General features: G+C 71.0%; 13 protein-coding genes. 6 read left to right on the top strand and 7 right to left on the bottom strand.

Features of this window, described 5'->3' with window-relative positions; all coding sequences use genetic code 11:
* Genes KF837_00955 through KF837_00940 form a run of 4 tightly spaced genes read right to left on the bottom strand, consistent with a single transcriptional unit; the run spans position 1 to position 5,940 of the window.
* Positions 1–600 carry a DUF3341 domain-containing protein gene (locus tag KF837_00955; protein MBX3225843.1) on the bottom strand — a complete coding sequence of 200 codons (600 nt, stop codon included), beginning with the start codon at positions 598–600 and terminating at the stop codon, positions 1–3.
* Positions 600–2,027: a polysulfide reductase NrfD gene (gene nrfD / locus KF837_00950; GenBank protein ID MBX3225842.1), complete on the bottom strand. Its 1,428-nt coding sequence runs from the start codon at positions 2,025–2,027 to the stop codon at positions 600–602. Before nrfD ends, KF837_00955 begins: the two co-directional genes overlap by 1 nt.
* Positions 2,027–5,314, bottom strand: coding sequence for a 4Fe-4S dicluster domain-containing protein (locus KF837_00945; protein MBX3225841.1), 3,288 nt, complete (start codon positions 5,312–5,314; stop codon positions 2,027–2,029). The genes nrfD and KF837_00945 overlap by 1 nt, the downstream gene beginning before the upstream one ends.
* Positions 5,311–5,940, bottom strand: a complete 630-nt coding sequence (locus tag KF837_00940) for a cytochrome c3 family protein (GenBank protein ID MBX3225840.1) — start codon at positions 5,938–5,940, stop codon at positions 5,311–5,313. Before KF837_00940 ends, KF837_00945 begins: the two co-directional genes overlap by 4 nt.
* A gap of 250 nt (positions 5,941–6,190) precedes the next feature.
* Between KF837_00940 and KF837_00935 the strand changes: the two genes are divergently transcribed.
* The 5 genes from KF837_00935 (at position 6,191) to KF837_00915 (ending at position 9,839) form a co-directional block, all read left to right on the top strand.
* The gene (locus KF837_00935; protein ID MBX3225839.1) at positions 6,191–6,673 is read left to right on the top strand and encodes a hypothetical protein; all 483 of its coding nucleotides are present in this window, start codon (positions 6,191–6,193) and stop codon (positions 6,671–6,673) included.
* 98 nt (positions 6,674–6,771) lie between these two features.
* The gene (locus tag KF837_00930; GenBank protein MBX3225838.1) at positions 6,772–8,214 is read left to right on the top strand and encodes a ferritin-like domain-containing protein; all 1,443 of its coding nucleotides are present in this window, start codon (positions 6,772–6,774) and stop codon (positions 8,212–8,214) included.
* 103 nt (positions 8,215–8,317) lie between these two features.
* Complete coding sequence (locus tag KF837_00925; protein ID MBX3225837.1) at positions 8,318–8,764, top strand: hypothetical protein; 447 nt, start codon at positions 8,318–8,320, stop codon at positions 8,762–8,764.
* 30 nt (positions 8,765–8,794) lie between these two features.
* Complete coding sequence (locus KF837_00920) at positions 8,795–9,400, top strand: hypothetical protein (protein MBX3225836.1); 606 nt, start codon at positions 8,795–8,797, stop codon at positions 9,398–9,400.
* A gap of 37 nt (positions 9,401–9,437) precedes the next feature.
* Positions 9,438–9,839 (top strand): hypothetical protein, encoded by a 402-nt coding sequence (locus tag KF837_00915; protein ID MBX3225835.1) that lies wholly within the window; start codon positions 9,438–9,440, stop codon positions 9,837–9,839.
* Positions 9,840–9,845: 6 nt separating this feature from the next.
* Here the strand turns inward: KF837_00915 and cyoE are convergent, their stop codons facing one another.
* Positions 9,846–10,760 (bottom strand): heme o synthase, encoded by a 915-nt coding sequence (gene cyoE, locus KF837_00910; GenBank protein ID MBX3225834.1) that lies wholly within the window; start codon positions 10,758–10,760, stop codon positions 9,846–9,848.
* A gap of 354 nt (positions 10,761–11,114) precedes the next feature.
* On the opposite strand from cyoE, the gene KF837_00905 reads away from it, so the two are divergent.
* Positions 11,115–23,171 (top strand): tetratricopeptide repeat protein, encoded by a 12,057-nt coding sequence (locus KF837_00905; GenBank protein MBX3225833.1) that lies wholly within the window; start codon positions 11,115–11,117, stop codon positions 23,169–23,171.
* Here KF837_00905 and KF837_00900 read toward each other — a convergent pair.
* Both KF837_00900 and KF837_00895 read right to left on the bottom strand, forming a co-directional pair.
* Complete coding sequence (locus tag KF837_00900) at positions 23,153–23,410, bottom strand: hypothetical protein (GenBank protein ID MBX3225832.1); 258 nt, start codon at positions 23,408–23,410, stop codon at positions 23,153–23,155. The two genes, KF837_00905 and KF837_00900, sit on opposite strands and share 19 nt — an antisense overlap.
* Positions 23,407–24,855, bottom strand: a complete 1,449-nt coding sequence (locus KF837_00895; protein ID MBX3225831.1) for a hypothetical protein — start codon at positions 24,853–24,855, stop codon at positions 23,407–23,409. The genes KF837_00900 and KF837_00895 overlap by 4 nt, the downstream gene beginning before the upstream one ends.
* Positions 24,856–24,907 lie beyond the last annotated feature (52 nt).

The raw sequence follows: 24,907 nt of genomic DNA, 5'->3' as shown, positions 1-24,907 counted from the left end.
TCAGTGCGCTCCCTCTTCGGAGGGCTCGAAGTCCGCGCCGCCCTCTTCGTCGTCGTAGACGAGCTCGATGTGCTCGGCGTGCGCGCCCTCGAGGAGCGCCTTCGTGCGCTCGAGATCGAACTTGGGATCGGAGGCCTCCACCGAGACGAAGAACTTGTCGTCGGAGAAGCCCTTGAAGCGCTCCGAGTTGAAGATCGGGTGGTGGTGCCGCGGGAGGCGGTTCAGGTGGAACATGCCGAACACGGTCGCGAACGCCGACAGGAGGATCGTCAGCTCGAACATGATCGGGACCATCGACGGCAGGCTGTATCCAGGCTTGCCGCCGATGACGAGCGGGTAGTCGACGCCGTTCATCCACCACATCATCAGCCACGCGAGCGTCGTGCCCGTGAGGCCGATCGGGAAGACGATGAGACCGAGCTTACTGTCCGGCAGCCCCATCGCCTTGTCCATCCCGTGGATCGGGAACGGCGAGTGGGTGTCGAACTGGGTGTAGCCCGCGTCGCGCAGCTTCTCGGCGGCGTGGAGGACGCTGCCCGCGGACTTGAACTCCGCGAGGAACAGCGCCGGCATCTCCTGCGTGTCTTTGACGTCAGCCATCACTCGGCCTCGGCGGTGGCGGGCTCGTGAGCCGCGTGCTCGTGATCGCCGTGCTCTTCGTGATGCGGATCGGCCTCGGGCATGACGCCCTTGACCTCCGCGATCGCGATCATCGGGATCCAGCGGATGAAGAGGAGGAATGCGGTGAAGAAGAGACCGAGCGTGCCGGCGTAGGTGAAGATGTCGACCAGCGTCGGGCGGAAGTAGCCCCAGCTCGAGGGGATGAAGTCGCGGTGGAGCGACGTCACGATGATGACGAAGCGCTCGAACCACATGCCGATGTTGATGAGGATCGACGCGACGAACATCACCGGGATGCTCGTGCGGAGGCGCTTGAACCAGAACACCTGCGGCGAGAGGACGTTGCAGGAGATCATCGTCCAGTACGCCCAGGCGTAGGGGCCGAACGCGCGGTTCTTGAAGCAGAACAGCTCGTATTCGTTGCCGCTGTACCAGGCGATGAAGAACTCCATGCCGTACGCGTATCCGACGAGGGATCCGGTCGTGAGCATGATCTTGTTCATCAGCTCGAGGTGCTTCATGAGCACGAGCGACCGCATGCCGTAGACCGCGCGGGTCAGGAGCATGAGCGTCATGACCATGCCGAAGCCGGAGAAGACGGCGCCGGCGACGAAGTACGGCGGGAAGATCGTCGTGTGCCAGCCCGGCATGAGCGACGTCGCGAAGTCGAAGGAGACGACGCTGTGCACGGAGAGGACGAGCGGCGTCGAGAGCGCGGCGAGGATGAGGTACGCGCGCTCGTAGTTCTGCCAGTGGCGGTTCGCGCCGCGCCAGCCGAGGGCGAGCGCGCCGTAGACGATGCGGCGGTACTTGTTCGTCGCGCGGTCGCGCAGCGTCGCGAAGTCGGGGACGAGGCCGACGAACCAGAAGAGGAGCGACACCGTGAAGTAGGTGCTGACCGCGAAGACGTCCCAGATGAGGGGCGACTTGAAGTTCGGCCAGAGGCTCATCTCGTTCGGGAGCGGGAACATGTAGTACGCGAACCAGGCGCGTCCGACGTGGATCCCGGGGAAGATGAGGGCGCAGATGACGGCGAAGATCGTCATCGCCTCGGAGAAGCGGTTGATCGCCGTGCGCCACTTCTGGCGGAAGAGGAAGAGGACGGCGGAGATCAGCGTCCCGGCGTGACCGATCCCGATCCACCAGACGAAGTTCGTGATGTCCCAGGCCCAGTAGACGGGGGCGTTGTTGCCCCAGACCCCGATGCCGGTCCAGAAGAGGTAGCCGATCGCGGCGCCCATGACGCCGGTGAAGGAGGCGGCGAGGAGGAAGCCGATCCACCATCCGCGCGGCGCCTTGTTCTCGGTCACGCGGCAGACGGTCTCGCTGATCGACTTGAAGGTGACGCCTTCAGCCGTGAGCGGCGACTCGCCGAGCTCCTTGATCGGGAGATTGGCGGAGGACATCAGGCCTTCTCCATCGCAGGGTTCGGGTTACGGATCTTGCCGAGGTAGGTCGTGCGCGGTCGCGTCCCGAGCTCGGAGAGGAGCCGGTAGTTGCGGTCCTTCGCGCGCCACTTCGCGACCTTGCTCGTCGGGTCGTCGAGGTCGCCGAACGCGACGCAGTCCGCGGCGCACACCGACTGGCACGCGGTCACGACGTCGCCGTCCTTGATCGGCTTGCCGGTCCGCTTGCTCTTGATCTTGGCCTCCTGGATGCGCTGCACGCAGTACGTGCACTTCTCCATGACGCCGCGCATGCGGACGGTGACGTTCGGGTTGTAGTGCATCTTCTCGGTCTCGGGCACGTCCTCGTACCAGCCACCGCTCGTGTGGTAGTTCAGGAAGTTGAAGCGCCGGACCTTGTACGGGCAGTTGTTCGCGCAGTAGCGCGTGCCGATGCAGCGGTTGTAGGCCATGTCGTTGAGGCCCTCCGGCGAGTGCTCCGTCGCGTTGACGGGGCAGACGTTCTCGCAGGGGGCCTCTTCGCACTGCACGCACGAGACGGGCTGGAAGACGATCTGCGGATCGTTCGCGTCGAGGCCGACGAAGTAGCGATCGACGCGGAGCCAGTACATCTCGCGGCCGCGCCAGACCTGCTCCTTGCCGACCGCGGGCACGTTGTTCTCGATCTGGCAGGCGATGACGCACGCGTTGCAGCCGGTGCAGCTCGTCAGGTCGACGACCATGCCCCAGCGGTGCTGGTTCTTGAAGAACGACTCTTCCTTCCACTCGCCCCAGAGCGGCGGCGTGTGCGGATCGGGCGAGCCCGCGCGGCGGACCGGGATGACGGCGCCCTGCTCGTTCTTGTCCTTCCGCTCCTCGTCCGGGAACTGCGGGAACTGCGGGTTCTTCCGGTACTGCTCGAGCGTCGCGTCGATGGCGACCGGGCGGCCCTCCATCGTGTCGTGCTCTTGCGTCTGCGTGACCTTGTACTTCTTGGTGTCGACCTCGAACGGATCGTCGGGGCGGATGCGCGCCGGCATCGGGCTCTCGCCCGCCGCCATGCCGACCTTGCGGTAGCGGTCGCGCGTCGCGTCGATCTCGCCGGAGTCGAGCACCTTCGCCTTCACGCCGGTGGTCCAACCGAGCGCGTCCGAGGTGCGGAGCGGCATGACGTCGAAGCCGTGCTTCGCGCCGTAGCGCCCCGCCCGCTGGCGACCCCACCCGAGGTGGACGGCGATCGAGTTGTCGGCCTGCCCCGGCGTGACGAACATCGCGATGTCGATCGCGTTGCCGCCGTCCTTCTGGAAACGCACCATCGTGCCGGTCTGGACGCCGAGGTCCTCTGCCGTCTTCATCGAGACGAAGGCGACGTTGTCCCAGCACACCTTCGTGACGGGATCGGGGAGCTCGAGGAGGAGCGGGTTGTTCGCGTAGCGCCCGTCGAGGAGCTTGGGGCACGCCGCGAACGTGACCTCGAGCGCCTGCGGCGAGAGCGCGCCCGGCGCCTTCGTCGCCGCGAGGAACGCGGCGGAGACCTCCGCCTGCCGCGCGTCGAGCGGGCCGAGCGCGCGACCGGAGGGCCCCGCCACGCCCGTCTTCAGCGCGGTGTTCCACGCCGTCGTCGGGTTCATGCCCGCCGGCGCCGAGGCCTTGAACGTCTGCTGGACGAGGTCGTGCCCCTTCGCGCCGACCTGACCGGCGACGCGCGCGACGATCTCGACGTCGCTGCGGCCGCCGTAGAGCGGCGCGATGAGCGGCTGCTGCACCGCGATCGTGCCGTCGAGCGCGCGGGCGTCGCCCCACGTCTCGAGCTCGTGCGCGCGCGGGACGAACCACGTGCACACCTCGCTCGTCTCGTTGACGTGGGTGGAGACGTGGACCGACGAGCCGACCGACTTGATGCGGTCGAGGATCTTGAGGTCCGCCGGCGCGTCGTAGACCGGGTTGCCGCCGAGGATGATCAGCGTGCCGACCGCGTTCTTCTCGATGTCGGCCGCGAGCTGCTTGATGCTCGCGGTCGGCTCCGGCTCCTTGTCGTCCGCCGGCTGGTAGTAATTCACGGTGTGGCCGGCGTTGCCGAGCGCCGCGTTGAGCGCGTGCGCGAGGGCGTGCACGCGGGCGGGCTGGCGCGACCCGACGACGATGATGCCGCCGGCGCGCGCGCCCGCGAGATCGGCCGCGACGGCGCTCAGCCACTTCGGCGGGATGCCGGCCGGCTCGCTCTTCAGCGCGCCGCCGATCCCGCCGAGCTCGAGCTTGTGCGCGAGCATCAGCTCCTTCGCGAGCGTGACGAGGTAGCGCTCCACGTCCTGCGCCGGGAGGCGGAGGCGATGGTCGGCGTTCATGCCCGTCGTCGTGAAGGCGGGCTCCACGACGTAGAGGCGGTTCATCGAGTCGGCGGGGCCGTTCTTCAGCTTGCGGCCCTGCGCGTAGCCGCGCGACGCGCGCGTCGAGCCAGTCTCGGTGCCGAGGAAGTCGGAGTCGAGCGCGAGGATGACCTTCGCCTGGTCGTACGCCGGGACGACGTTGACGACCTGGCCGAACGCGAGGCGCGCGCCTTCGCGGACGTTGCCGTCGTGCGCGGCGGACCAGACGTGGAGGCCCGCCTTCGGGTGCTTCGTCTTCACCTCGGCGAGGAGGCGGAGCAGCGTCGGCGACGTCGTCGGCTCGTAGAGGATGCGGAGGCGCGAGCCGCCGTCGGATCCCGCGGTGCGGAGGATCTCGGCGAACGCGGCGTCGAAGTCGTTCCACGAGGCCGGCGCGTGCGCGCCGAAGCCGCCGCTCGGCTGGCGCGTGCCCTTCATCGGGGTCGTGCCGCGATCGGGATCGTAGAGGTCGTAGATCGAGGCCTGCGTCCACACGTCCGTCCCGCCGAAGCTCGACGGATGGGCGGGGTTGCCGTCGATCTTCGTCGGGCGGCCTTCGTGGCTCTCGACGAGGACGCCGATCGCGTCGCCGCGCGCCGGGAGGACGGACGCGTAGTACGACGAGACGCCGGGGAGCACGTGCTCGGGCGCCTTCGAGTACGGCATGATCTTCTCGACCGGGCGGCGCGCGCACGCGGCGAGCGCGGTCGACGCGGCGGCGAAGGTGAAGAGACCGCGCCGCGAGATCGTCGCGTCGCCGATCGCGTCGTCGGTCGGCTTCTTCTTCTTACCGAGCTTGATGAGGTCGCTCGCCTGCGCGCCGACCTCCACCGCGGCGCGCTGCGCGACGCGCTCGGGGTTCGCTTTGTCTTCGAGGCTCTTCCAGAAGACCTTCGCGCCGTCTTCGGGCGCCTTCGTAACGACGGGTTCGCGGCGGCTCATCGGTGGCACCCCGAGCAGTGCTGCGGCGGATTGACTACGGGGGCCTTCCAGCCCGCGGGCGCATTCTCCGGCTTCCATTCCATGTTCGTGACCTGGTCCTTCGGACGGAGGTTCGGCGTCGGATCGCGATGGCAATCGAGGCACCAGCCCATGCTGAGCGGCTGCTCGGAGCGGACGATCTCCATGCGGTCCACGCGGCCGTGGCACGTGACGCACCCGACGCCGGCGGCGAGGTGGGCGCTGTGATCGAAGTAGGCGTGGTCCGGCAGGCGGTGGATCTGGACCCACTCGATCGGCTTGCCCGACTCGAAGCTCGCGCGCACCGGCGCGAGGCGCGCGCTGTCGGTCTTCACCATCGCGTGGCACCCCATGCACGTCTGCGTGGGCGGCACCATCGCCTTCGCCGCGACCTCGACGTTCGCGTGGCAGTAGCGGCAGTCCATGCCCATCTGCCCGACGTGGAGGCGGTGCGAATAGGGAACCGGCTGCGTCGGTTCGTAGCCCACCTGGAAGTTCTTCGGGGTGGCGTAATACCAGACGGCTCCGACGAGGAACGCCGGCAAGACCGCGCCGACCCCTCCGAGGATCAGCGGGAGCTTGTTGAGCGATCGGGGAAAGATCTGCATGCGCGGGTCTCGCGATGGGGGCAACAGGAGGCGTAAGCCCGTAAAACCTGGGTACGGCGGGGCGCTTTATAGAGGAATGGGACGAGCCGCTACAAGCCCCCGTCTTCACATAAAGCCGCGCAAAAATTTCGGCGCACCGACCGTCGCGAGATGCGTCGCGCGGGACCCCTTCGACGTCGCCGTTGGCGCGCGGTCGTGGCTGGGCGGGAAAGAGTGGCGGCGGTGCGGGAGCGGACCTACGAAGGTGCGCGTGTGGAAGGTGCGAATCGCAACGATCGCGCTCGTCGCGGCGGGGGCGGCGGCGGCGGCGGCGGGAGCGGCGGGGTGCTCGCGTGAGGCGCCGGATGCGATCCCCCACGTGCGGTTGGGGATGGCGCCGCGCGACGTGCGCGAGCGGTTCCAGCCGGGCGGGGCGGAGCCGGGGGCGTGGCAGACCGCGCTCGGCGCGGGCGACGACACGGTGCTCGAGTGGACCGCGCGCGATCCCGCCTCGAACATCACCGAGGCGCGCTTCGAGTTTCACCTCGGCATGCTCGTCGCGATCCGCGCGAAGACGAAGGACACTCCCAAGCACGAGGAGGTCTCGACGACGGCGAAGACCGTGACCGTGCGGACGCCCTCGCGCGAGGGCGCCACCATCACCGTCCTCGCGCGCGACTGCCCGACCCACCACGACGAAGCAGAGGGGTATTTTCAACGCAGGGGCTCCGCCCCTGCACCCCGCTCGCCCTGATGGCACGGCGCATGTGCCACTCAGTCCTGGATGCCTGGCACAATCAAGCATAAGTGCCTGAAATTAAACTCGGCACGGGTCGTGCGTGAAGGCGGCGCATGCGCCATACCCTTCGTCTTCGTGTCCTTCTTCCCGCTCTTGCATCGGTCGCTGCGGCGGCCTGTGGTGGGAGCACCGAAGAGGCGTTCCCCTCGCCCGCGGCGACGTCGTCGGGTGGAACGAGCTCGTCGTCCGGCGGCGCGAGCTCGTCGTCGGGAGGCGGGAGCTCGTCGGGCGGGAGCAGCGGATCGAGCAGCGGCTCGAGCGGATCGAGCGGGACGGTGGTGCTCGACACGGACGTCTGCGTCGACGGCGAGCACAAGCCCGGCGCCAACGTGACGATCGCGGGCGTCGACTTCTTCGAGCTGCGCGAGGAGTACGACCACGCCGATCCGTCGCAAGAGCCGCGGTCGCTCGGATCGACCGGCACCGCGTGCGCGAGCGCGGACGACGCGAGCGCGTGCAAGGCGACGCTCACCTCGCTCCGCTCCGACGGCTGGCGCGTGAAGTCGTGGGGCAACGACGTCCCGCGGCACCGCTACGGCGTGACGACGAAGGGCAACGACGTCACCGCGATCACCTCGCTCGCCGGCCTCACCTCCGCGATCGCGACGGTCGACAGCCCCGCCGCCGCCGCGCTCCTCGCCGTCGCCGAGGGCGCCAACCACGTCGTCTGCGGCAAGCCCAACGTGAAGAAGACGGCGACGGGCTGGCAGGTGCTCGTGCAGAACGGCATCGCCTGCGGCGAAGGCACCTCGCGCAAGGAGGAGATCCTCGCGGTGACGACGGACGGCAAGATCACGATCGAGCAATCCACCGTCATCGAGGAGGGCCAAGGCGGGTGCGCGATCGGGCGCCGGCCCGAGGGCCTCGTCGCGCACGCGGCGACGGAGTGCGCCGATCCGGTCGGCCGCTTCTTCGCCGCCGCCGCGCACCTCGAGGCCGCGAGCGTGTTCTCGTTCGAGCGGCTCACCGAGGAGCTCGTCGCCCTCGGCGCGCCGGAGGAGCTCGTCGCCGCCTCGCGCGCGAGCCGCGACGACGAGGTCCGTCACGCGCGCATGACGGCGAAGATGGCGCGTCGCTTCGGCGGCGCGCCCGCGAAGGCGGAGGTCGCGCCCGCGACGAAGCGCACCACGCTCGAGATCGCGCTCGAGAACGCGACCGAAGGCTGCGTCCGCGAGACCTACGGCGCGCTCGTCGCGCACCGGCAAGCGAAGACCGCGAACGATCGCGCGATCCGGCGGATGATGCAGACCATCGCCGAGGACGAGACGAAGCACGCCGGCCTCGCGTGGGACGTCGCCGCGTGGCTCGAGCCGCAGCTCACGACCGACGAGCGCCTCCTCGTCGACGACGCGCGCCGCCGCGCCCTCGCCGACCTCCGCGCCGAGCTCGCGATCGAGCCCGACGCCGATCTCCGCGCCCGCGCGGGCATGCCCGAGGCCGCCGCCGCGCTCGCGCTCCTCGACGCGCTCGACGCCGACTTCATCGCCGCGGCCTGAGCGCCTATCCTCGAAGCGCCGCCACGTTCCACGCGTCGGCCGGAGTCCCCCACGCGCTCGACCAGAGCTTCCTCGCCGCTGCCTGACCCTCTATCCTGGCTCGATGCGCTGGGGTCTCGCGCTCGTGTCCGCGACGACCGTGGGCGCGTGTGCGGCGATCGCGGGTCTGGACGCCGCCGACCGCCCCGGCGCCGACACGCCGCCCGACGGCGCGCCCCCGCTCGAAGCGGACGCCGACGCCCCGCCGATCGCCGACGCCGGCTCCGACGCGGAGGACGGCGGACCGCTCGCCGTCAAAGAGCTCGATGCCTCGTGTAAACAGCGCGCCGAGTGCATCAGCGGGAACTGCACCGAGCAGCTCCGCTGCGCGACGGAGTGCAAGACGGAGACCTGCAACCGGAACCTGAAGGACTGCTGCGTGGGCTACTTCTGCGACAACTCCGCCAAGTGCCAGCGCTGCGTCCCCGACGGCATCATCCCTCTCTTCGAGAACCACTGCTGCTCGAAGCGCGTCTCGTCCGTGCTCAAGGCATGTACGAGCGATCCGTAGCGCAAAGGCGCTATGCTCGAGCCAAGGCTCATGAGCGTTCGTCCCAGCCTCATGCTCGCTTGCACGTTGCTCGCCGCGTGCGCGACGATCGTCGGGCTCGATCAGCCCGACACCAACGTCGAGAGCGCCGCCAACGCGCACGACGGCGGCGGCAGCTCGAGCGGCGACCCGGCGCCCGGAACGACGACGTCCTCCGCGAGCTCCACGAGCTCCAGCGGAAGCGGAGGCGGAGGCTCCACCTCGAGCGGCGACGGCGATGGCGGCGGCACGAGCACGTCGACGAGCGGCACGTTCGACGCGAGCCCCGACGCCTTCGACAGCGGCTTCCAGCCGGGTCCGAGCGGCGGCCCGTGCGAGGACAACGAGGACTGCGAGGACGAGCCGGGGACGAAGAAATGCAACGAGGACCGCAGGTGTCACGCCGAGTGCGTGGCGCCGAACAGCGCGATGCCCTGCAACCCGTTCGAGCGAAAGGACTGCTGCGCCGACGCCTTCTGCTCCACGGCGAACGGTTTCCCGCAGTGCCGTCCGTGCCTCAAGAAGGACGTCGAGGCTCCCATCCTGTTTCCTCCATTCGTGCGCGACCAGCACGCGTGCTGCTCGAAGGAGGTCACGGGCAGCGGCAAGTGCAAGTAGCGCGACCACTGCACCGCAGTACCGCTATCCTCGCGTGATGCGAAAAACAGCGTTCATCGTTTGGCTCTTTGCGGCGTGGATGGCGATCGCCACGCTCGGGGGCTGCAAGTCCAAGGCATCGCTCGACGCCGACGTCGATCACCTCCTGACGGCGATCGACACCTCCGACTACGAGCACTTCAAGGCCGACGCGCACCCCGGCCTGATCCAGGAGGTGTCGCAGGCGGAGTTCGACGAAGGTCACACCGCGATCAAGAAGCTCGGCCCGCTCAAGTCGAAGTCGATGAAGGGGATGCAGACGTCGACGAACAACGGCGTCACGACCACGTCCGGCAACTACGACCTCGTCTTCGCGAACGGCAAGTGCCAGCTCGAGATCAAGAGCATCGGTGGAAAGCTCCTCGCCTTCCACTTCCGCAACATCACGATGACGAGCTGACGCCGGTCAGGGATCGACGCCGAGCGCCGCGAACAGCAGCATGAGGTAGAGGATCGAGATCCCGAACAGGGACTTCGCCCACTTCGTGCCGCTGCCGGCGCGGAGGCCGTAGCAGCCCCAGATGAAGAAGACGGCGCCGAGCACGGTCGCGGCGAAGAGGTAGCCGCGGCCGGCGAGTCCGAGCGGGACGATGAGGAGGCTCGCCGCGACGAGCGCGAAGATCCAGCGCACGATCGTGTGCCGCGCGGCGAGCTCCCCCGTCACGTTCGGCATCACGACGAGCCCCGCGCGCGCGTAGTCCGCCTTGCGGAACAGCGTGATCGCGATGAAGTGCGGGATCTGCCAGAGGAAGAGGACCGCGAAGAGGATGATGCCCGCCGCGTCGATGCGGCCGGTGCCGGCGGTCCACCCGAGGAGCGGCGGGATCGCGCCCGGGATCGCGCCGACGTGGAGCGCGTAGTGCGAGTGCTGCTTCAGCGGCGTGTACGCGAGCACGTAGAGGAGGTTCGCGATGACGGCGAGGAGCGCGGTGAGCGCGTTGGCGCCGACGGCGAGGACGGGGACCGCGACCGCGGACGTGACGACGCCGAACCACAGCGCGACGCGCGGCTGGAGTCGCCCGCTCGGCAGCGGCCGGTTCTTCGTGCGGTCCATCCGCCCGTCGATGTTGCGCTCGATGTACATGTTGAGCGCGTTCGCGCCGGACACGATGAGCGCGAGCCCGACGAGCGTCCAGAACACGGTCGCCGACGACATGTCCGCCGCGTCGAGCCGCCCCGCGCGGCTCGCGAGGAACAGCCCCCCCGCCGCCGTGATGACGACCATGAGCGTGATGCGCGGCTTCGCGAGAGCGACGAGGTCGCGCACCGCGACGGACGGAGCCCGGCTCTCTTCCAGCACCTCCGCGAACGGCTTCTGCATGAAATCGTTCGCCTCATAGGGAGGCAACGAGTCAGCGTCAAGGACCGACTTCAAGCTCCATGAGCGTCGTTTGACCCGCACGACGTCGTCGCGTACTTCGGCCTCGTTCCGTGGGGCGCGGGCGGGCCTTCCCACCTACGACGTCCTCTCCACGCCCCCGCACCCCCCTGGCTCGCTTCCGCTTCGCTTCGACTTGGGATCCGATATCCGGATCCGAGACCACGCCCTATTTGTCCTTTCCTTAACGAGTTCTTGTACTCTCGGGCTTCACCTGACTTCGCAATGGGTCCGTCCGCCCGACAGTCACGCGCAGGTATTCCGTCGTTCGAGGCAAGCCTCCAGAACGAAGAGGAGGTGCTCGACCAGATCATGTCGGCGCTCTCGCGGAATGCGCTCGACCACGACATGTGGAAGGAGCTGCACGAAGCGGCGGTGAAGCACGACCGCGTCTCGGAGCTCGCCTTCGCGTACGAGTCGGCGGCGGCCGGTCGCAAGCTCAAGACGTTCTTGCCGCAGGTGCAGGCCGAGGTGCTGTACCGCGCCGCCACCTTCTTCGGCGATCAGCTCGGCGACGACGTCGGCGCCGCGACCTACCTCGAGAAGGCCCTCGCCGCGCACGCCGGGCACGTCGCCGCGTTCGAGCGGCTCGAGGCGCAGCTCACGCGCACCGAAGATCACAAGCGGCTCGCCGAGCTGTGCGTGCAGACCGCGGGGCACCGGCAGCGGCCCGAGCAGGTGGAGCTCCTGAAGCGCGCCGCGGCGCTGTTCGAGCAGGCCGGCCTCGACGACAAAGCGATCGAGACCTACCAGCAGCTCGTTCGCCTCGAGCCCGGCGACGAAGAGCTGCGGAACGCGCTCGAGCAGCGCTTCATCAAGGCGAACCGCTTCCGCGACGTCGCGCGCATGCTCGAGCAGGCGCTCGGCGGCGAGCCCGCGCCGCCGGCGGAGGAGGCCACGCGCATCCGGTCGAAGCTGATCGAGGTGTTCGCGAACCAGCTCAAGGAGCCGGAGCGCGCGATGCCTCACGTCGAGGCGCTCCTCGAGGTCGACCCCACCAACGTCGAGGCCCGCCGCGTCGCGACGCGCCTCCTCGAGAGCAAGGGGCTCGCCGCGCGCGCGGCCGCCACCCTCGTCGCCGGCGCGACCTCGACGGAAGAGCGCACGAAGTACCTCGGCATCGAGCTCGAGCACACGCGCGGCCCCCGCCGCCGCGACGTCCTCCGCCGCATCGGCATCCTCAAGCAGGACGAGCTCGGCGACTACCAGGGCGCGTTCGAGGCGTTCGAGCAAGCCCTCGGCATCGACCCCGCCGACGACGAGCTCCGCCAGCGCTACGTGCAGCTCGGCTCGCAGCTGAAGGGCCCGCTCGAGGTCGCGCGCACGTTCGCGCGCGTCTCCACCGTCGCGAAGGACGCCGGCATCCGCTCCCGCATCACCGCGGAGATGGGCGACCTCCTGCTCAAGGGCGGCGACCTGAAGCGCGCGCGCACGACCCTCGCCGGCGTCCTCGCCGCGCCGAGCGCGGATCCGCTCGCCGTCCTCACCGCCGCGCGCGCGCTCGCCTCCGTCTACGCCGGCGAGGGCGACGTGAAGAACCTCGTCGAGGTGCTCGCCAAGATCGGCGAGCTCTCCAACAACGAGCAGGAGAAGCAGGCCGCGAACGAGCGCATCGCCGAGATCTGCGGCAACGAGCTCGGCGACGTCGACCGCGCGATCGCCGCGTGGCGCCGCCTCGTCGACTCCCCCGCCCGCGCGCGCGCGCTCGCGGCCCTCGAGCCGCTCTACGAAGACAGGAAGCAGTGGGGAGACCTCGCCTACGTCCTCGAGGAGCGCGCGAAGGACACCGAGGACCCCGACGACGCGCGCGGCCTCGCCTACCGCGCGGCCGAGGTGCGGATGCAGTCGGGCGACGCCGCCGCGGCGTCGGAGGCGTGGCGCGCGCTCGTGGAGCGCTTCGGCCCCTCGCGCGACGTCTACGTGCAGTGGGTCCCGATCCTCGAGCAGGAGCGGAAGTGGCCCGAGCTCGCGGAGGCGCTCTCGAAGGACGCCGAGCTCGCGGCGGAGGAAGAGCAGCCCGAGATCCTCGCGCGCCTCGGCAACGTGTACCTCCAGCGCACGCGCGAGACCGACCTCGCGATCGACGCGTTCAAGCGGGCGCTCGACCTCGACGCGGCGGAGAAGACGAGCCGGAGCACGCTCGAGAAGCTCCTCCTCGGCACCGAGCACCGCCTCGCCGCCGCCGCCGTCCTCGAGCCCATCTATCGCGGCGAGCAGAACGGGCAGGGCCTCCTCCGCGTCCTCGAGATCCGGGCCGCGTCGTCGCCGATCGTGCAGGACCGGCTCGCGGCTTTCGAGGAAGCCGCGAAAGTGGCGGAATCCGTCTCAGAAGACAAAGCGGTCGAAATCGTCGCGCGCGCGCTCGGCGAGGCGGTCGAGAGCTCCGAGCCGGTCGGCCCCTGGGTCGCGCGCTTCGACGAGCTGACGACCCAGCTCGACCCGAAGCGGCGCGCGGCGCTCCTCGTGAAGGCGCTCGGCGAGAAGGAGATCGAGTCGCAGGAGCTGATGGACCTCGCGATGCGCGCGGGCGAGGAGAGCGCGAACGCCGGCGACGTCGCGCAGGCGCTCACCGCCTACCGCCGCGCGCTCGCGTTCGAGCCCTCGAACCCCGAGCTCGTCGCGCGCGTCGATCAGCTGCTCCAGGAGCAAGGCAACCCCGAGGAGCGGGTCGCGCTGTACCACGCCGCGCTCGAGCGCGGGGCGGAGCCGCAGCGCCGCCGGCAGCTCCTCCACAGCATCGGCACGATCGAGCGCTACGAGCTCCTCGATCCGAAGGCCGCGATCGCCGCGTACAAACAGGCCCTCGCCGACGACCAGACCGACCGCGCCGCGCACGGCGCGCTGGTGGAGCTCTACACCGAGACCGAGGCGTGGGACGACCTCTGCGATCGGCTCGAGGACTACCTCGCGGTCGCGACCGGCGCGGAGGAGATCCGCTCGACGCGCTCGCAGCTCGCGCAGATCGCGACCGCGCACGGCCAGGGCGTCCGCGGCGCGCTCCACGCCCTCGCGCTCCTCAACGACAGCCAGCTCTCCGACGCGGAGCTCGACCTCGTCGAGGAGATCGCGACGAGGCTCGGCGACAACGTGCTCCTCCGCGCGGTGCTCGAGCGGCGCGTGCGGGAGACCGCCGATCCGCACCAGCAGGTGGAGTGCCTCGGCCGCCTCGCCGCCCTCGCCGAGCGGAGCGGCGATCCGAAGCAGGCGATCGAGCGGCTGCGCCAGGGCGCCGAGATCGCCACCAACATGGGCGACGACAGCGCCGCGATCGGCCTCCTCGATCGCCTCCGCGCGATCGCGCCGAAGGACGCGGTCGCCACCGCGCAGCTCGTCGAGCTCCACGAGCGGAGCGGCACGTGGGACAAGGTCCCGCCGCTCTACGAGGTGCTCCTCGAGCTCGCCGACGGCAACGCGACGCGGGTGGAGCTGCTGCGCCGGCTCTCGCGCACGCTCACCGACGAGCTGAAGCAGCACGATCGCGCGTTCGACGCGGCGCGATCGGCCTTCGCCCTCGCGCCGGAGGACCGCGAGGTCCTCGCCGAGCTCGCCACCCTCGCGCAGAAGACGGGCAGGACCGAGGACCTCGCCGCCGCGGTCGATCGCGCGCTCGGCGCGCTCGGCTCGAACGTGAACGAAGGCACCTGGGGCGAGCTCACGCTCGCGAAGGCGCGCGTCCTCGCCTCGAAGGAGGCGACGTGGTCCGACGCCGCCGCCGCCTTCCGCGGCATCCTCGAGCGGAGCAAGGACGGGACGACGACGTCGGCCGCGTCGCTCGGGATGGAGGAGCTCCTCCGCGGGATGCCGCGCAGCCAGGCGCGCACGCGCGACGTGCGCTGGCTCCACGGCTGGCGCGTCGAGCACGCGAAGCCGGACGAGAAGGCGCGCGCGCTCTTCGCGTGGGCGGAGTCCGAGGAGCGCGAGCTCGGTCACGAGCAGACCGCGCTCGAGCTGTATCGCAAGGTGGTCGAGGCCGACGAGTCGGACCTCGAGGCGCTCGCGGCCGTGTCGCGCCTCTCGCTCAAGCACGGCGACGTCGAGGGCGCGCTCTCGGCCCTGACCGCGCGTCACGCCGCGAGCGAGGGGGAAGCGAAGAACGCGCTCGACGTGCAGATCGCGACGATCCTCGTCGAGCGCCCGGGCCGTCAGGGCGAAGCGCTCGACCGCATCGCGAGCGTGCTCGAGGTGTCCCCCGGCGACAACGCCGCGATCGGCCTCGCCGCGAAGCTCCTCACCGATCCCGAGGTCGGCGGGCGCGCGACCGGCGTCCTCGAGCAGTCGCTCGACGCGGTCGAGGACCCCGATCAGAAGCTCAAGATCCTCGATCACATCGTCTCGCACGGCGAGCCGACGCGAGAGCGCTACGAGCGCTACCTCGACACGCTCGCCGAGTACGACCGCGGCGCCGACGCTTACAAAGTCGCGCTCCGCGCGGTGAGCGACCTCCCCGCCGAGCTCATGCTCTGGGATCGCGCCGAGGCGATCGCGCGCCAGGTCACCTCCGCCGATCCGCTCGCGGACATGTACGAGGCGGTCCTGCGCGGCACGCTCCAAAACCCGCGCGCGCAGGCGCTGTCGAAGGCCGACGCGATCGAGCTCGGGCAGCGCGCGGTCGCGTTCTACGAGGAGTGGTACGAGGACAGCGACCGCGTCGTGCGCGTGCTCGAGCGGCTCCTCGAGATCGACCCCGAGGACACGTGGGCGTTCGATCGCCTCAAGCTGATCTTCGACGCGAACGAGCGCTGGGACGACCTCTTCTCGCTCTACGATCGCGCCGCCGAGGGCGCGGACAAGGAGCGCCGCCTCGAGCTCCTCGAAGAAGCGGCCCAGATCGCGAAGGACTTCGCCAACCACGCCCAGCGCGCGATCCGCTACTTCGAGCAGCTCCTCGAGCTGAAGCCGGGGAACGTCCGCCTCACCGCCGCGCTCGAGCGCCTCTACGAGCGCCACGGCTGCCACCGCGAGCTCATCACCCTCCGCGGCCTCCGCCTCGCGAACCTCCCGCCCGACGAGGCGCAGCGCGAGCGCTCCCGCATCGCGTCGCTCTGGCTCGACGAGCTCAACGATCCCTCGAGCGCGCTCATCGTCGTCGAGGACATCGTCACGAACACCGCCGCGGTCGGCGAAGTGCAGATGCAGCCGGACATCCCGCTCGCCTCGTCCGCGTCGTTCGCGCCGCCGCCGCCCGCGATCGACGTCACGACGCTGCTCGAGCGCATCCTCGCGCTCGCGCCGAAGACGGCGGACATCAAGGAGTCCCTCCCGCCGCCGCCCGACGGCCGCCGCGACTCGTATTTCCCGATGCCGCCGAAGCGCGGCCTCGTCCGCCAGCGCGCCGCCGCGCTCCTCCGCGCGCGTTACGAGGCGGAGAACGACGACGCGAACCTCGCGCGCGTGCTCGAGGTCGAGCTCGAGGTCGTCCGCTCCTCGAAGGAGCGGATCCGCCGCCACCTCCAGCTCGCCGGCCTCTACGCCGCGCTCGGCAACGACGACCAGGCGCTCGAGCACTTCGCGTCGCTCGTGCTGCTCGAGCCGGAGGAGCCCGCGCACCGCGAGGAGCTCAAGACCGTCGCCGCGCGGATCGGCCGCTACGATCGCTACGCCGAGGTCCTCGTCGCCGCGGCGGACGACTCGCAGGACGACGTGCTCCGCGTCGACCTCTTGATGAGCGCGGGCGAGGTCACCGCCCACGACATCGGCGACATCGAGAAGGCGATCGAGCTGTTCTTCCGCATCCTCGCGGTGCAGGGGATCGCCGACGCGAAGCTGCTCGAGGCGTGCCGCCACGTCGAGCCGCTCCTCGCGCGCGCGGAGCGCAAGAACGATCGCCTCGACGTCCTCGAGCGCCTCGCGATCCTCGAGCAGGAGCCGGACGTGAAGTGGCACGTCCTCGGCGAGGCGGCGCGCCTCGCGATGGAGCTCGAGGAGAACGACCGCGCGATCTGGGCGTGGGAGGGCCGCCTCGAGGTGCGGGCCGGCGATCCCGAGGCGCTCGACGGCCTCGTCCTCTTGTTCGACAAGGCGCAGCGCTGGCGCTCCCTCATCGCCGTCCTCGACAAGCGCGCCGCGAAGAGCGAGCGCGGAGAAGAGCTGCGGCGCACCGATCGCGTGCGCGTCGCGCGGATCCTGAGCGACAACCTCGACGCGACCGAGGAGTCGATCGACACCTGGCGCGACATCGAGCAGGTCTTCGGTCACTCCGACGACGGGACGAAGGCGCTCTCGTCGCTCCTCCGCACGACGCAGCGCTGGGACGAGCTCGCCGAGCACCTCACCGGCGCCGCCACCCGCGCGCCGAACGCGACCGAGAAGGCGGAGACGCTGCGCGAGCTCGGCGACGTCCAGCGCGAGCAGCTCGACGAGATCGCTGGCTCGATCGTGAGCTACGAGCAGGCGCTCCTCAACGATCCGCGGAACGAAGGCGCGCGCGCCGGACTCCGCTCCCTCCTCCGCCGCGCCGATCAGCGCGCCGAGGTCGTGCGCGTGCTCCTCACCGCGTACCAGACCGCCGACGACTGGCGCCTCATCCTCGACCTCACCGAGCACCGCCTCGCCGCCGCCTCCGACCTGAACCCCACCCCGGAGGTGAAGCAGGTCGCGATCCTCATGGAGTCGGCGAAGATCTCCGAGGACCGCGCCGACGATCCCGACGCGTCGTTCGTCCTCGTCCGCCGCGCGGTGCTCCTCGATCCGACGCGCCTCGACACGGTCGAGGAGTTCTTCCGCCTCGCCGAGCGCACCCGCGCGTGGCGCGCCCTCGCCGAGACGCTGCGCGAGTGCATCGAGGGCAAGACCGAAGACTGGGCGCGGAACCTCCGCTACCGCATGGGGCAGGTCCTCGAGAACCAGCTCGAGGAGCCGCGCGCCGCGCTCGACGCGTACGTCCAGGTCGACGATCAGGTCCCCGGCGAGCTCGACGCCGCGACCGCGGTCATCCGCGTCGCGGGAAAGACCGGACGCTGGGACGCGGCCGCGCGCGCGCTCGTGGAGTCGACGCGCGCACGGGACAACCTCGAGCGCAGCCTCATCGACGCGATCGAGGACGCCGCCGTCGTCGGCTCGGGCTGGGACTCGATCACGTTCTCGCTCGCGTCGCTCGTCCACGACGGCGCCGGCCTCGCGCCGGGGCTCGCGCGCGATCTCGAGGAGGTCATCGCGATCTGGCATCGCGACCGCCGCGGCGATCCGGACGCGGCGGAGTCCGCGTACACGCGCGCGCTCGGGCACGACCCGACCAACGCGCCGCTCCTCGCCGAGCTCGCGAAGCTGCAGCGCCGCGTGCGCGGCCGCCCCCTCGTCGACTCGCTCCTCCGCCTCTCGGAGTCGACCGGCGGCGATCTCGATCTCCTCTCCGAGGCGGCGGAGACCGCGGTCAACAGCGTCGGAGATCGCGCGCTCGCGAAGTCGATCTACGACCGGCTCTTGAAGCTGTCCGCCGAGCGCTGGCTCGGCGTCACGATCGCGGGCAACAGCGCCACCAGCGCGGCGCAGGCGCCGGAGCACTACGTCGATCGCGCCACGCGCGAGCTCGTCCGCATCTACGGCGACGAAGGCGACAACGACCGCGTCGTCCAGCTCCTCCTCGACACGTCGCAGCTGCCGTGGAAGACGGACAAGGCGCGCGCGCTCCGCCACGAGGCGGCGGTGGTCGCGGTCGACAAGCTGAACGCGGTCGATCGCGCGGTCGCGATCTACCTCAAGCTGATCGAGGAAGACCCGCACGACGCGGAGGCGGTCCAGCGCCTCGTCGCACTCTACGAAGCGGGCGGGCGGCGCCAGGAGCTGCTCGATCTCAAGCGCCACCTCGTCGGCACGGCGAAGGACGTCCGCGCGCGGCTCTACCTCCGCCTCGAGGTCGCGCCGATCGAGGACGAGCTCGGCTCGGTCGAGCGCGCGGCGGGGGTCCTCCGCGAGAACCTCGCCGAGTCCGGTCGCCACGAAGCGACGGTGAAGATGCTCGCCGGCCTCCTCCAGCGCGAGGAGCGTTGGACCGAGCTCGAGGAGCTCCTCTCCGCGCAGGCGGAGCTCGCCGAGCGCGCCGAGGACAAGACGATCGCGGCGGACTTCTTCTCCCGCGCGGCCGAGGTCTCCGAGAAGCAGCTCGCCGACCTGCCGCGCGCGATCGCGCACCTCCGCCGCGTCGTCGCGCTCGAGGAGCGCACGCGCGCGTACGACGACCTCGCGCGCCTCTCCACCGTGGAGAAGGCGTTCGACGACGCCGCGAAGTACCTCGATCGCCTCCGCGAGCTCACCGACGGCGCCCAGCGCGCGGCGGTGAACCTCCGCCTCTCCGACGCGCTCGTCTCCGCGAACCGGAAGGCCGAGGCGCGGGCGAAGCTCGAGTCCGAGGTCGCCCGCGATCCCGAGGCCGACATCGTGCGCGTGCGCCTCGCCGAGACGTACCGCGCGGCGCAGGACTGGCCCGCGCTCGCGGTCCTCCTCACCGAGGGCGCGCAGCACGCGCCCGACAAGGCGACGCGCCTCGCGCGCTTGCGTGAAGCGGCGGCGCTCCATAGGGGCCGCACGAACGAGCCCGAGAAGGCGATCCCGCTCCTCGAGCAAGCGGCCGATCTCGCGCCCGACGAGAACGCGGTGAAGCTCTCGCTCGCCGACGCGCTCGGCGCGGCGCAGCGCTTCGAGGAAGCGCGCACGCTGCTCCGCACCCTGATCGAGGCCTTCGGCGGCCGCCGCCCGAAGGAGCGCGCGCCGGTCCACTTCTACCTCGCGCGCCTCGACCTCGCGGTCGGCGATCGCGCGCGCGCCCTCGTCGAGCTCGACGCCGCGACGCGGATCGATCCCGCGAACGCCGAGATCCTCCGCGCCCTCGCCGAGCTCGCGCGCGACGACGGCCAGCTCGATCGCGCCGAGCGCTCCTACCGCGCGCTCCTCACCGTCCTCCGCCGGCAGGACGATCCGACCGACGAGTCGCCGGTCACGCGCTCGGAGGTCATGTTCGAGCTCTCCCGCATCGCGCTGCGGCTCGACGATCAGGACCGCGCGAAGGAGATCCTCGAGTCCGCCTTCGAGCTCGCGAACGAGAACCGCGTCGAGGCGCGCCGCTTCGAGGCGTCGCTCCGTCGCGCCGGCGATCACATGAACCTCGCGCGCGCGCTCTCGACCCGCCTCGAGCGCGGCAACCCCGACGACGAGGCCGCGCTCCGCACCGAGCTCGGCCTCCTCTTCGACGCGCACCTCGATCGCAAGGACGAGGCGCTCGAGATGATCCTCCGCGCGATCGACCTCGACCCCACCAACGAGCAGGCCCACGACGCCGCCTTCCGCCTCGCCGCCGCGACGCACAAGCTCCTCAACTACGAGGGCCGCGTCCGTTCGATTGCAGAATACACGGGTACGGATCCCGCCCTCGCCGGCATGCTCTTCGCCCGCCTCGGCTACATCGCCGCGAACGAGCACAAGGACGACGCCGAGGCGGCCGGCCACTACGAGCGCGCCGTCCTTGCGCGCCCGCAGGACCGCGAGCTCCTCTCCACCCTCGCCGGCGTCTACGAGCGCCTCGGCGACGACGCCGCGCAGGCGCGCGTCCTCGGCATGCGCGTCGACCTCGACGCCGAGGCCGGCGGCGCCTCCGCCGATGCGCTCTACCGCCTCGCGCAGCTCCGCTTCCGCTCCGGCGACGTCGATGCCGGCTGCGACGCGTTCGAGCAAGCCTTCGCGACGGAGGAGGATCAGGAGCGCGCGGAGCAGCTCCTCCGCGAGGCCTCCGACAAACACCCGAAGGCGTGGCGCATCATCGACATCTACGAGCGCCTCACGCGCGTCGACGGCCGCGAGCGCTCCCTCGTCGACGCGCTCACGCGGCGCTGGACGCTCCCCGGCGCCGGCACCGGCCCGATGAAGGAGGCCGTCGAGCTCGCTGAGAAGATCGAGGACAAGGAGCTCGCCGAGTCGCTGCTCCGCCGCTACCTCGAGCGGGAGCACGAGGACAAGGAGGGCCGCGTCTGGGCGCTCGCGCTCCTCGCGTGGCGCTGCGAGGAGTCGGGCCGCGTGCGCGAGGCCGCGGAGCTGAAGCGCGAGGCGGCCGAGATCGCGGAGCCGGACGCGGCGCGGCGCTTCCTCTTCGAGGTCGCCGGCCTCGCCTCCGGACCGCTCGCCGACCTCCGCCTCGCCTCCTCCATCTACGAGGAGCTCCACGAGAAGGAGCCGCAGGACCGCGACGCGTGGGAGATGCTCCTCGACGTCTACCGCCGGCTCGAGGAGTTCTCGAAGCTCGTCGCGCTCGTCGCGCGCGTCGTCGAGTTCGTCGACGATCCGATGGAGCGCTCGAAGCTCCGGCTCGAGCGCGTCAAAGTGCAGATGCAGAAGCTGAAGCTCAGCGACGACGACGCGGCCCAGGAGCTGCGCGACATCGTCGACGAGCACCCGGCCAACGTCGACGCGGCGCACCTGCTCGGCACGATCTTCGAGCGCGGCGGGCGCGAGGAAGACCTCGCCCAGCTCCTCGCGAGCCAGCTCGAGTCGGCGAAGGACCGCCAGGACGCGGAGGCGGTCTCTTCCCTGTCGCGCCGGCTCGGCATGCTCCTCGAGAAGCGCGATCGCAACCAGGCGAAGGACGTCTACTACGCCGCGCTCGACTGGGATCCGCACGCGCGCGAGGTCTTGATCGCGCTCGAGCGCATGCACGACGAGGACATGGACATCGAGGCGCGCTCCGACGTGATGGAGCGCCGCCTCGCGACCGAGCACGGCGAGGAAGCGGAGGCGCTCGCGCTCTCGCTCCACGACACGCGCCGCTCGCTCGAGGACGTCGAGGGCGCGCTCCGTGCGCTCGAGACCGGCTTCCGCGGCGCGCCGCGCAGCGTCCAGCTCCGCGATCGACTCGAGGCGATCTACCGCGAGACGAGCGAGTTCGCGAAGCTCGCCGAGCTCTTCGTCCTCGACGCGAACGGCCGCGCCGACGCGAGCGAGAAGAGCCTCCGCCTCCGCGAGGCGGCGCACATCTACAGCGATCAGCTCTCCGATCCGGAGCAGGCGGCGAAGATCCTGCGCGACGCGCGCGCGGCCGATCCGAGCGATCCCCTCCTCCTCCTCGAGATGGTCGACACCCTCTCCGCCTCCGGCGAGCTGAAGACGGCGGAGGCCGAGCTCGGCGCCGCGCTCGAGGCGGTGACGCCGGAGGATCCGTTCCGGATCGAGCTCATCTCGCGGCGCGCGGTCCTGCGCTCGCGCCTCAACGACATGGACGGCGCGCTCGAGGACTTCGAGGAGGCCGTCACCGCCGGGAAGCTCGAGCTCCGCGCGTACCTCGCCGATCACCTCGGCAAGATGGCGCTCCAGGCGGCGGGCCGCGGCGACGTCGCGCTCTGGCGCATCCATCGCCTCCGCATCGCCTCGCTCCGCCTCGAGATCGGCGACATCGAGGAGGCGCGCAACGTCCTCACCGAGCTGCTGAAGCAAGACAGCAAGGACAAGGCGACCCTCCGCGCGATCGCGTACGTCGACGAGCTCGAGGAGCGGTGGGACACCGCGAGCGCGACTTACCGGCGCCTCGTCGGCCTCGAAGAAGGAGAAGGCATCGTCGAGGCCGCGCTCAAGCTGCTCGAGACGTGCGAGAAGGCGGGGCGCCTCGCCGACGCGCGCGGCGGCCTCGAGCGCGCGCGCGTCGCCGCGCCCGACGACGCGAACCTGCGCGAGCGCCTCGCGTGGCTCTACGAGCAGATCGGCGCGCTGCGCGAGCTCGCCGGCCTCGTCATCGAGGACGCGCGCGCGAACGGCGACGTCGGCCCGCGCTTCGACGGCCTCGTCCGCGCGGGGCAGCTCTACCTCGAAGCGGCGGCCGATCCGAACGGCGGCAACCCCGACGCGAGCGACGCGATCCCCGCCCTCGAAGAGGCGCACGCGCTCCGCCCCGCCGATCTCGACTGCGCCGCGCTCCTCTCCGACGCGTACGCCTCCGCGAACCGCCTCGACGAAGCGCAGGAGCTGCTCACGCGCACGATCGGCACGTTCAAGGGCCGCCGCGCGCGCGAGCTCTCCGCGCTCTACCACCGCCTCGCGCGCATCGCGGAGATGCTCGGCGATCGCAACACCGAGCTCGGCCACCTCGTCACCGCGCTCGACATGGACGCGCAGAACGGCGTCGTCGCGTCGGAGCTCGCGTACCTCGGGCTCGAGCTAGGCAACCTGGAGGTTGCACAACGCGCGCTCCGCCAGATCACGATGCTCAAGGTCGCGGCGCCGATGCCGAAGGCGATCGCGTACCAGCACCTCGGCGAGATCGCGCGCCAGCAGGGCGACACGCGCCGCGCGATGATGCTCCTGAAGCGCGCGATCGACGACGATCCCACCCTCGAGGAGGCGCGCCAGCTCCTCGAGCAGCTTCAGTCCGACGGCGGCTGAGCGGGCTGAGCGGGCTGGATCTCGCCTTCGCGCCAGCAGTCGCGAACGGGGTAGGTGCAGAGGTAGATCGCGGTCCGCCCGCATCCGCTGACGCGCCAGCGGCGCTCGTCGATCCGGACGGTCGTCGTCTCGTCGGCGGTGCATCCGAGGTCGCGCGCGACGCGGATGCGCGGCGTCGAGGTCGGGGCGCACGCGACGAGGCCGAGGGCGACGAAGAGGGAGCAGGCGATCCATTTCATGAGCGTTCTCCGGAGGCAGGGCGTAGACGGCGGCGGAGCGGGAGCAGGATCGCGACCGCGAAGATGACGACGCGCGAGAGCAGGCTCGGTCCCCGGCGCCGGCGCTTCGCGGTCGCGCAGGTCTCCGAGTCGCTCGTGTCCCAGCCGTCGCCGGTGTCGCTGGAGCAGCTGTCGCTCGAGTCGCTCGTGTCGCTCGTGTCCCAGCCGTCGCTGCTGCTGGTGTCGCTGGAGCAGCTGTCGCTCGAGTCGCTCGTGGTCCAGTCGTCGTCCGACGCCGTGTCGCTGACGACGACGCCGCCGCCGCAGCCGTCGCCCGGCACGTAGATGCTCGTGTCGTCCGACGACGCGCTCGTGCTGCCGGCCTTCGACGGGGACGAAGGAAACGTCGGACCGGACGGCCAGTCGGGTCGATCGACGATCGGGTCGCGCGGGTCCGCGCCGTTCGCGCCGTTCGCGCCGTTCGCGTTCGGGTCGCACGCCTCGTAGCCGGCCGCGGCGAACACGGCGGAGCGCTGCGGCCCGCTCTCGAGCGCGACGCTCGTGCTCTCATCGCCGCTCGCCGGGAGGACGCCGATCAGGCGCGTGAGGTTCGCGTCCGCGGGGGCGATCCCCGCGAGCGCGACGGCGAGGTCCGTCTGCGCGCCGCACGTGAGCATCGACGGGCCCTCTGCGACGGTGCGCGATCCCAGACGCTGGACGGAGGCGGCGCAGTCGGGATCGTCGAAGTACGTCGCGGCGACGGGGCGGACGCGGACGCCCTTCAAGGGCACGTCGTCGAACAACGCCGCGTGCGACGTCGACTCTCGCAGCCAACCCGACGTTCGTAGGAGCGTCTCTTCGCGGAGCTCCTCGTACGAGCTCCGCGCGGGGCCCCACAGGACCTTGCTCCGCTCGACGTCGCGCGCGCCGGCGACCTTCGCGTGGCCGGCGCCGATGACGAAGAGCGTGACGGCCGTCTCGAGCTCGGACGCGCCGAGCGAGAGCGGAAGGACGGGTCCACCGTCGTCGGTGACCCGTAGCGTCGGCGAGGTGCGGGCGGCGTCGGAGGCGGCGAGCTCGATCGCCGCCACCTGCCAGCCGGACGCGTAGAGCTCGTCGAGCCGCCCCCCCTGCGCCGCGCCGACCTCGAGCCCACGCGCCTGCGCCCACGCCTCGGTCTCCGCGACGCTGAGGTGCAGGGTGATCGTGCTCGCCGGCAGGCGCGCGCGAGGCGTGACCCACTGCGAGGGCATTTCGTAGCTCGTCCGGACGCGGCAGGACGTCGGCGCCGTCGGCGGGAGGACGCGAGGCGCGCTCGCGACGTCGAGAGAGGAGAGCCACGCGCCCGACGCCCACTCGATCGAGGCGCCGGGCCGGATGGGGACGAGCCACCCGGCCGCGGGCCCGGCGGGCAGCGTGACCTCGGACCAGCGCGTGGTCGCCGCGGGCGCGACGGCGACCGCCATACGCATACCGACGACGGGCGCAGGCATCTCGCTCGCAGGCAGGACCGCACCA

It is taken from the genome of Labilithrix sp. (assembly GCA_019637155.1).
Taxonomy (GTDB): domain Bacteria; phylum Myxococcota_A; class Polyangia; order Polyangiales; family Polyangiaceae; genus Labilithrix.
The sequence above is the reverse complement of the archived record's forward strand: the minus strand, read 5'-3'. Positions and strand labels throughout refer to the sequence as shown.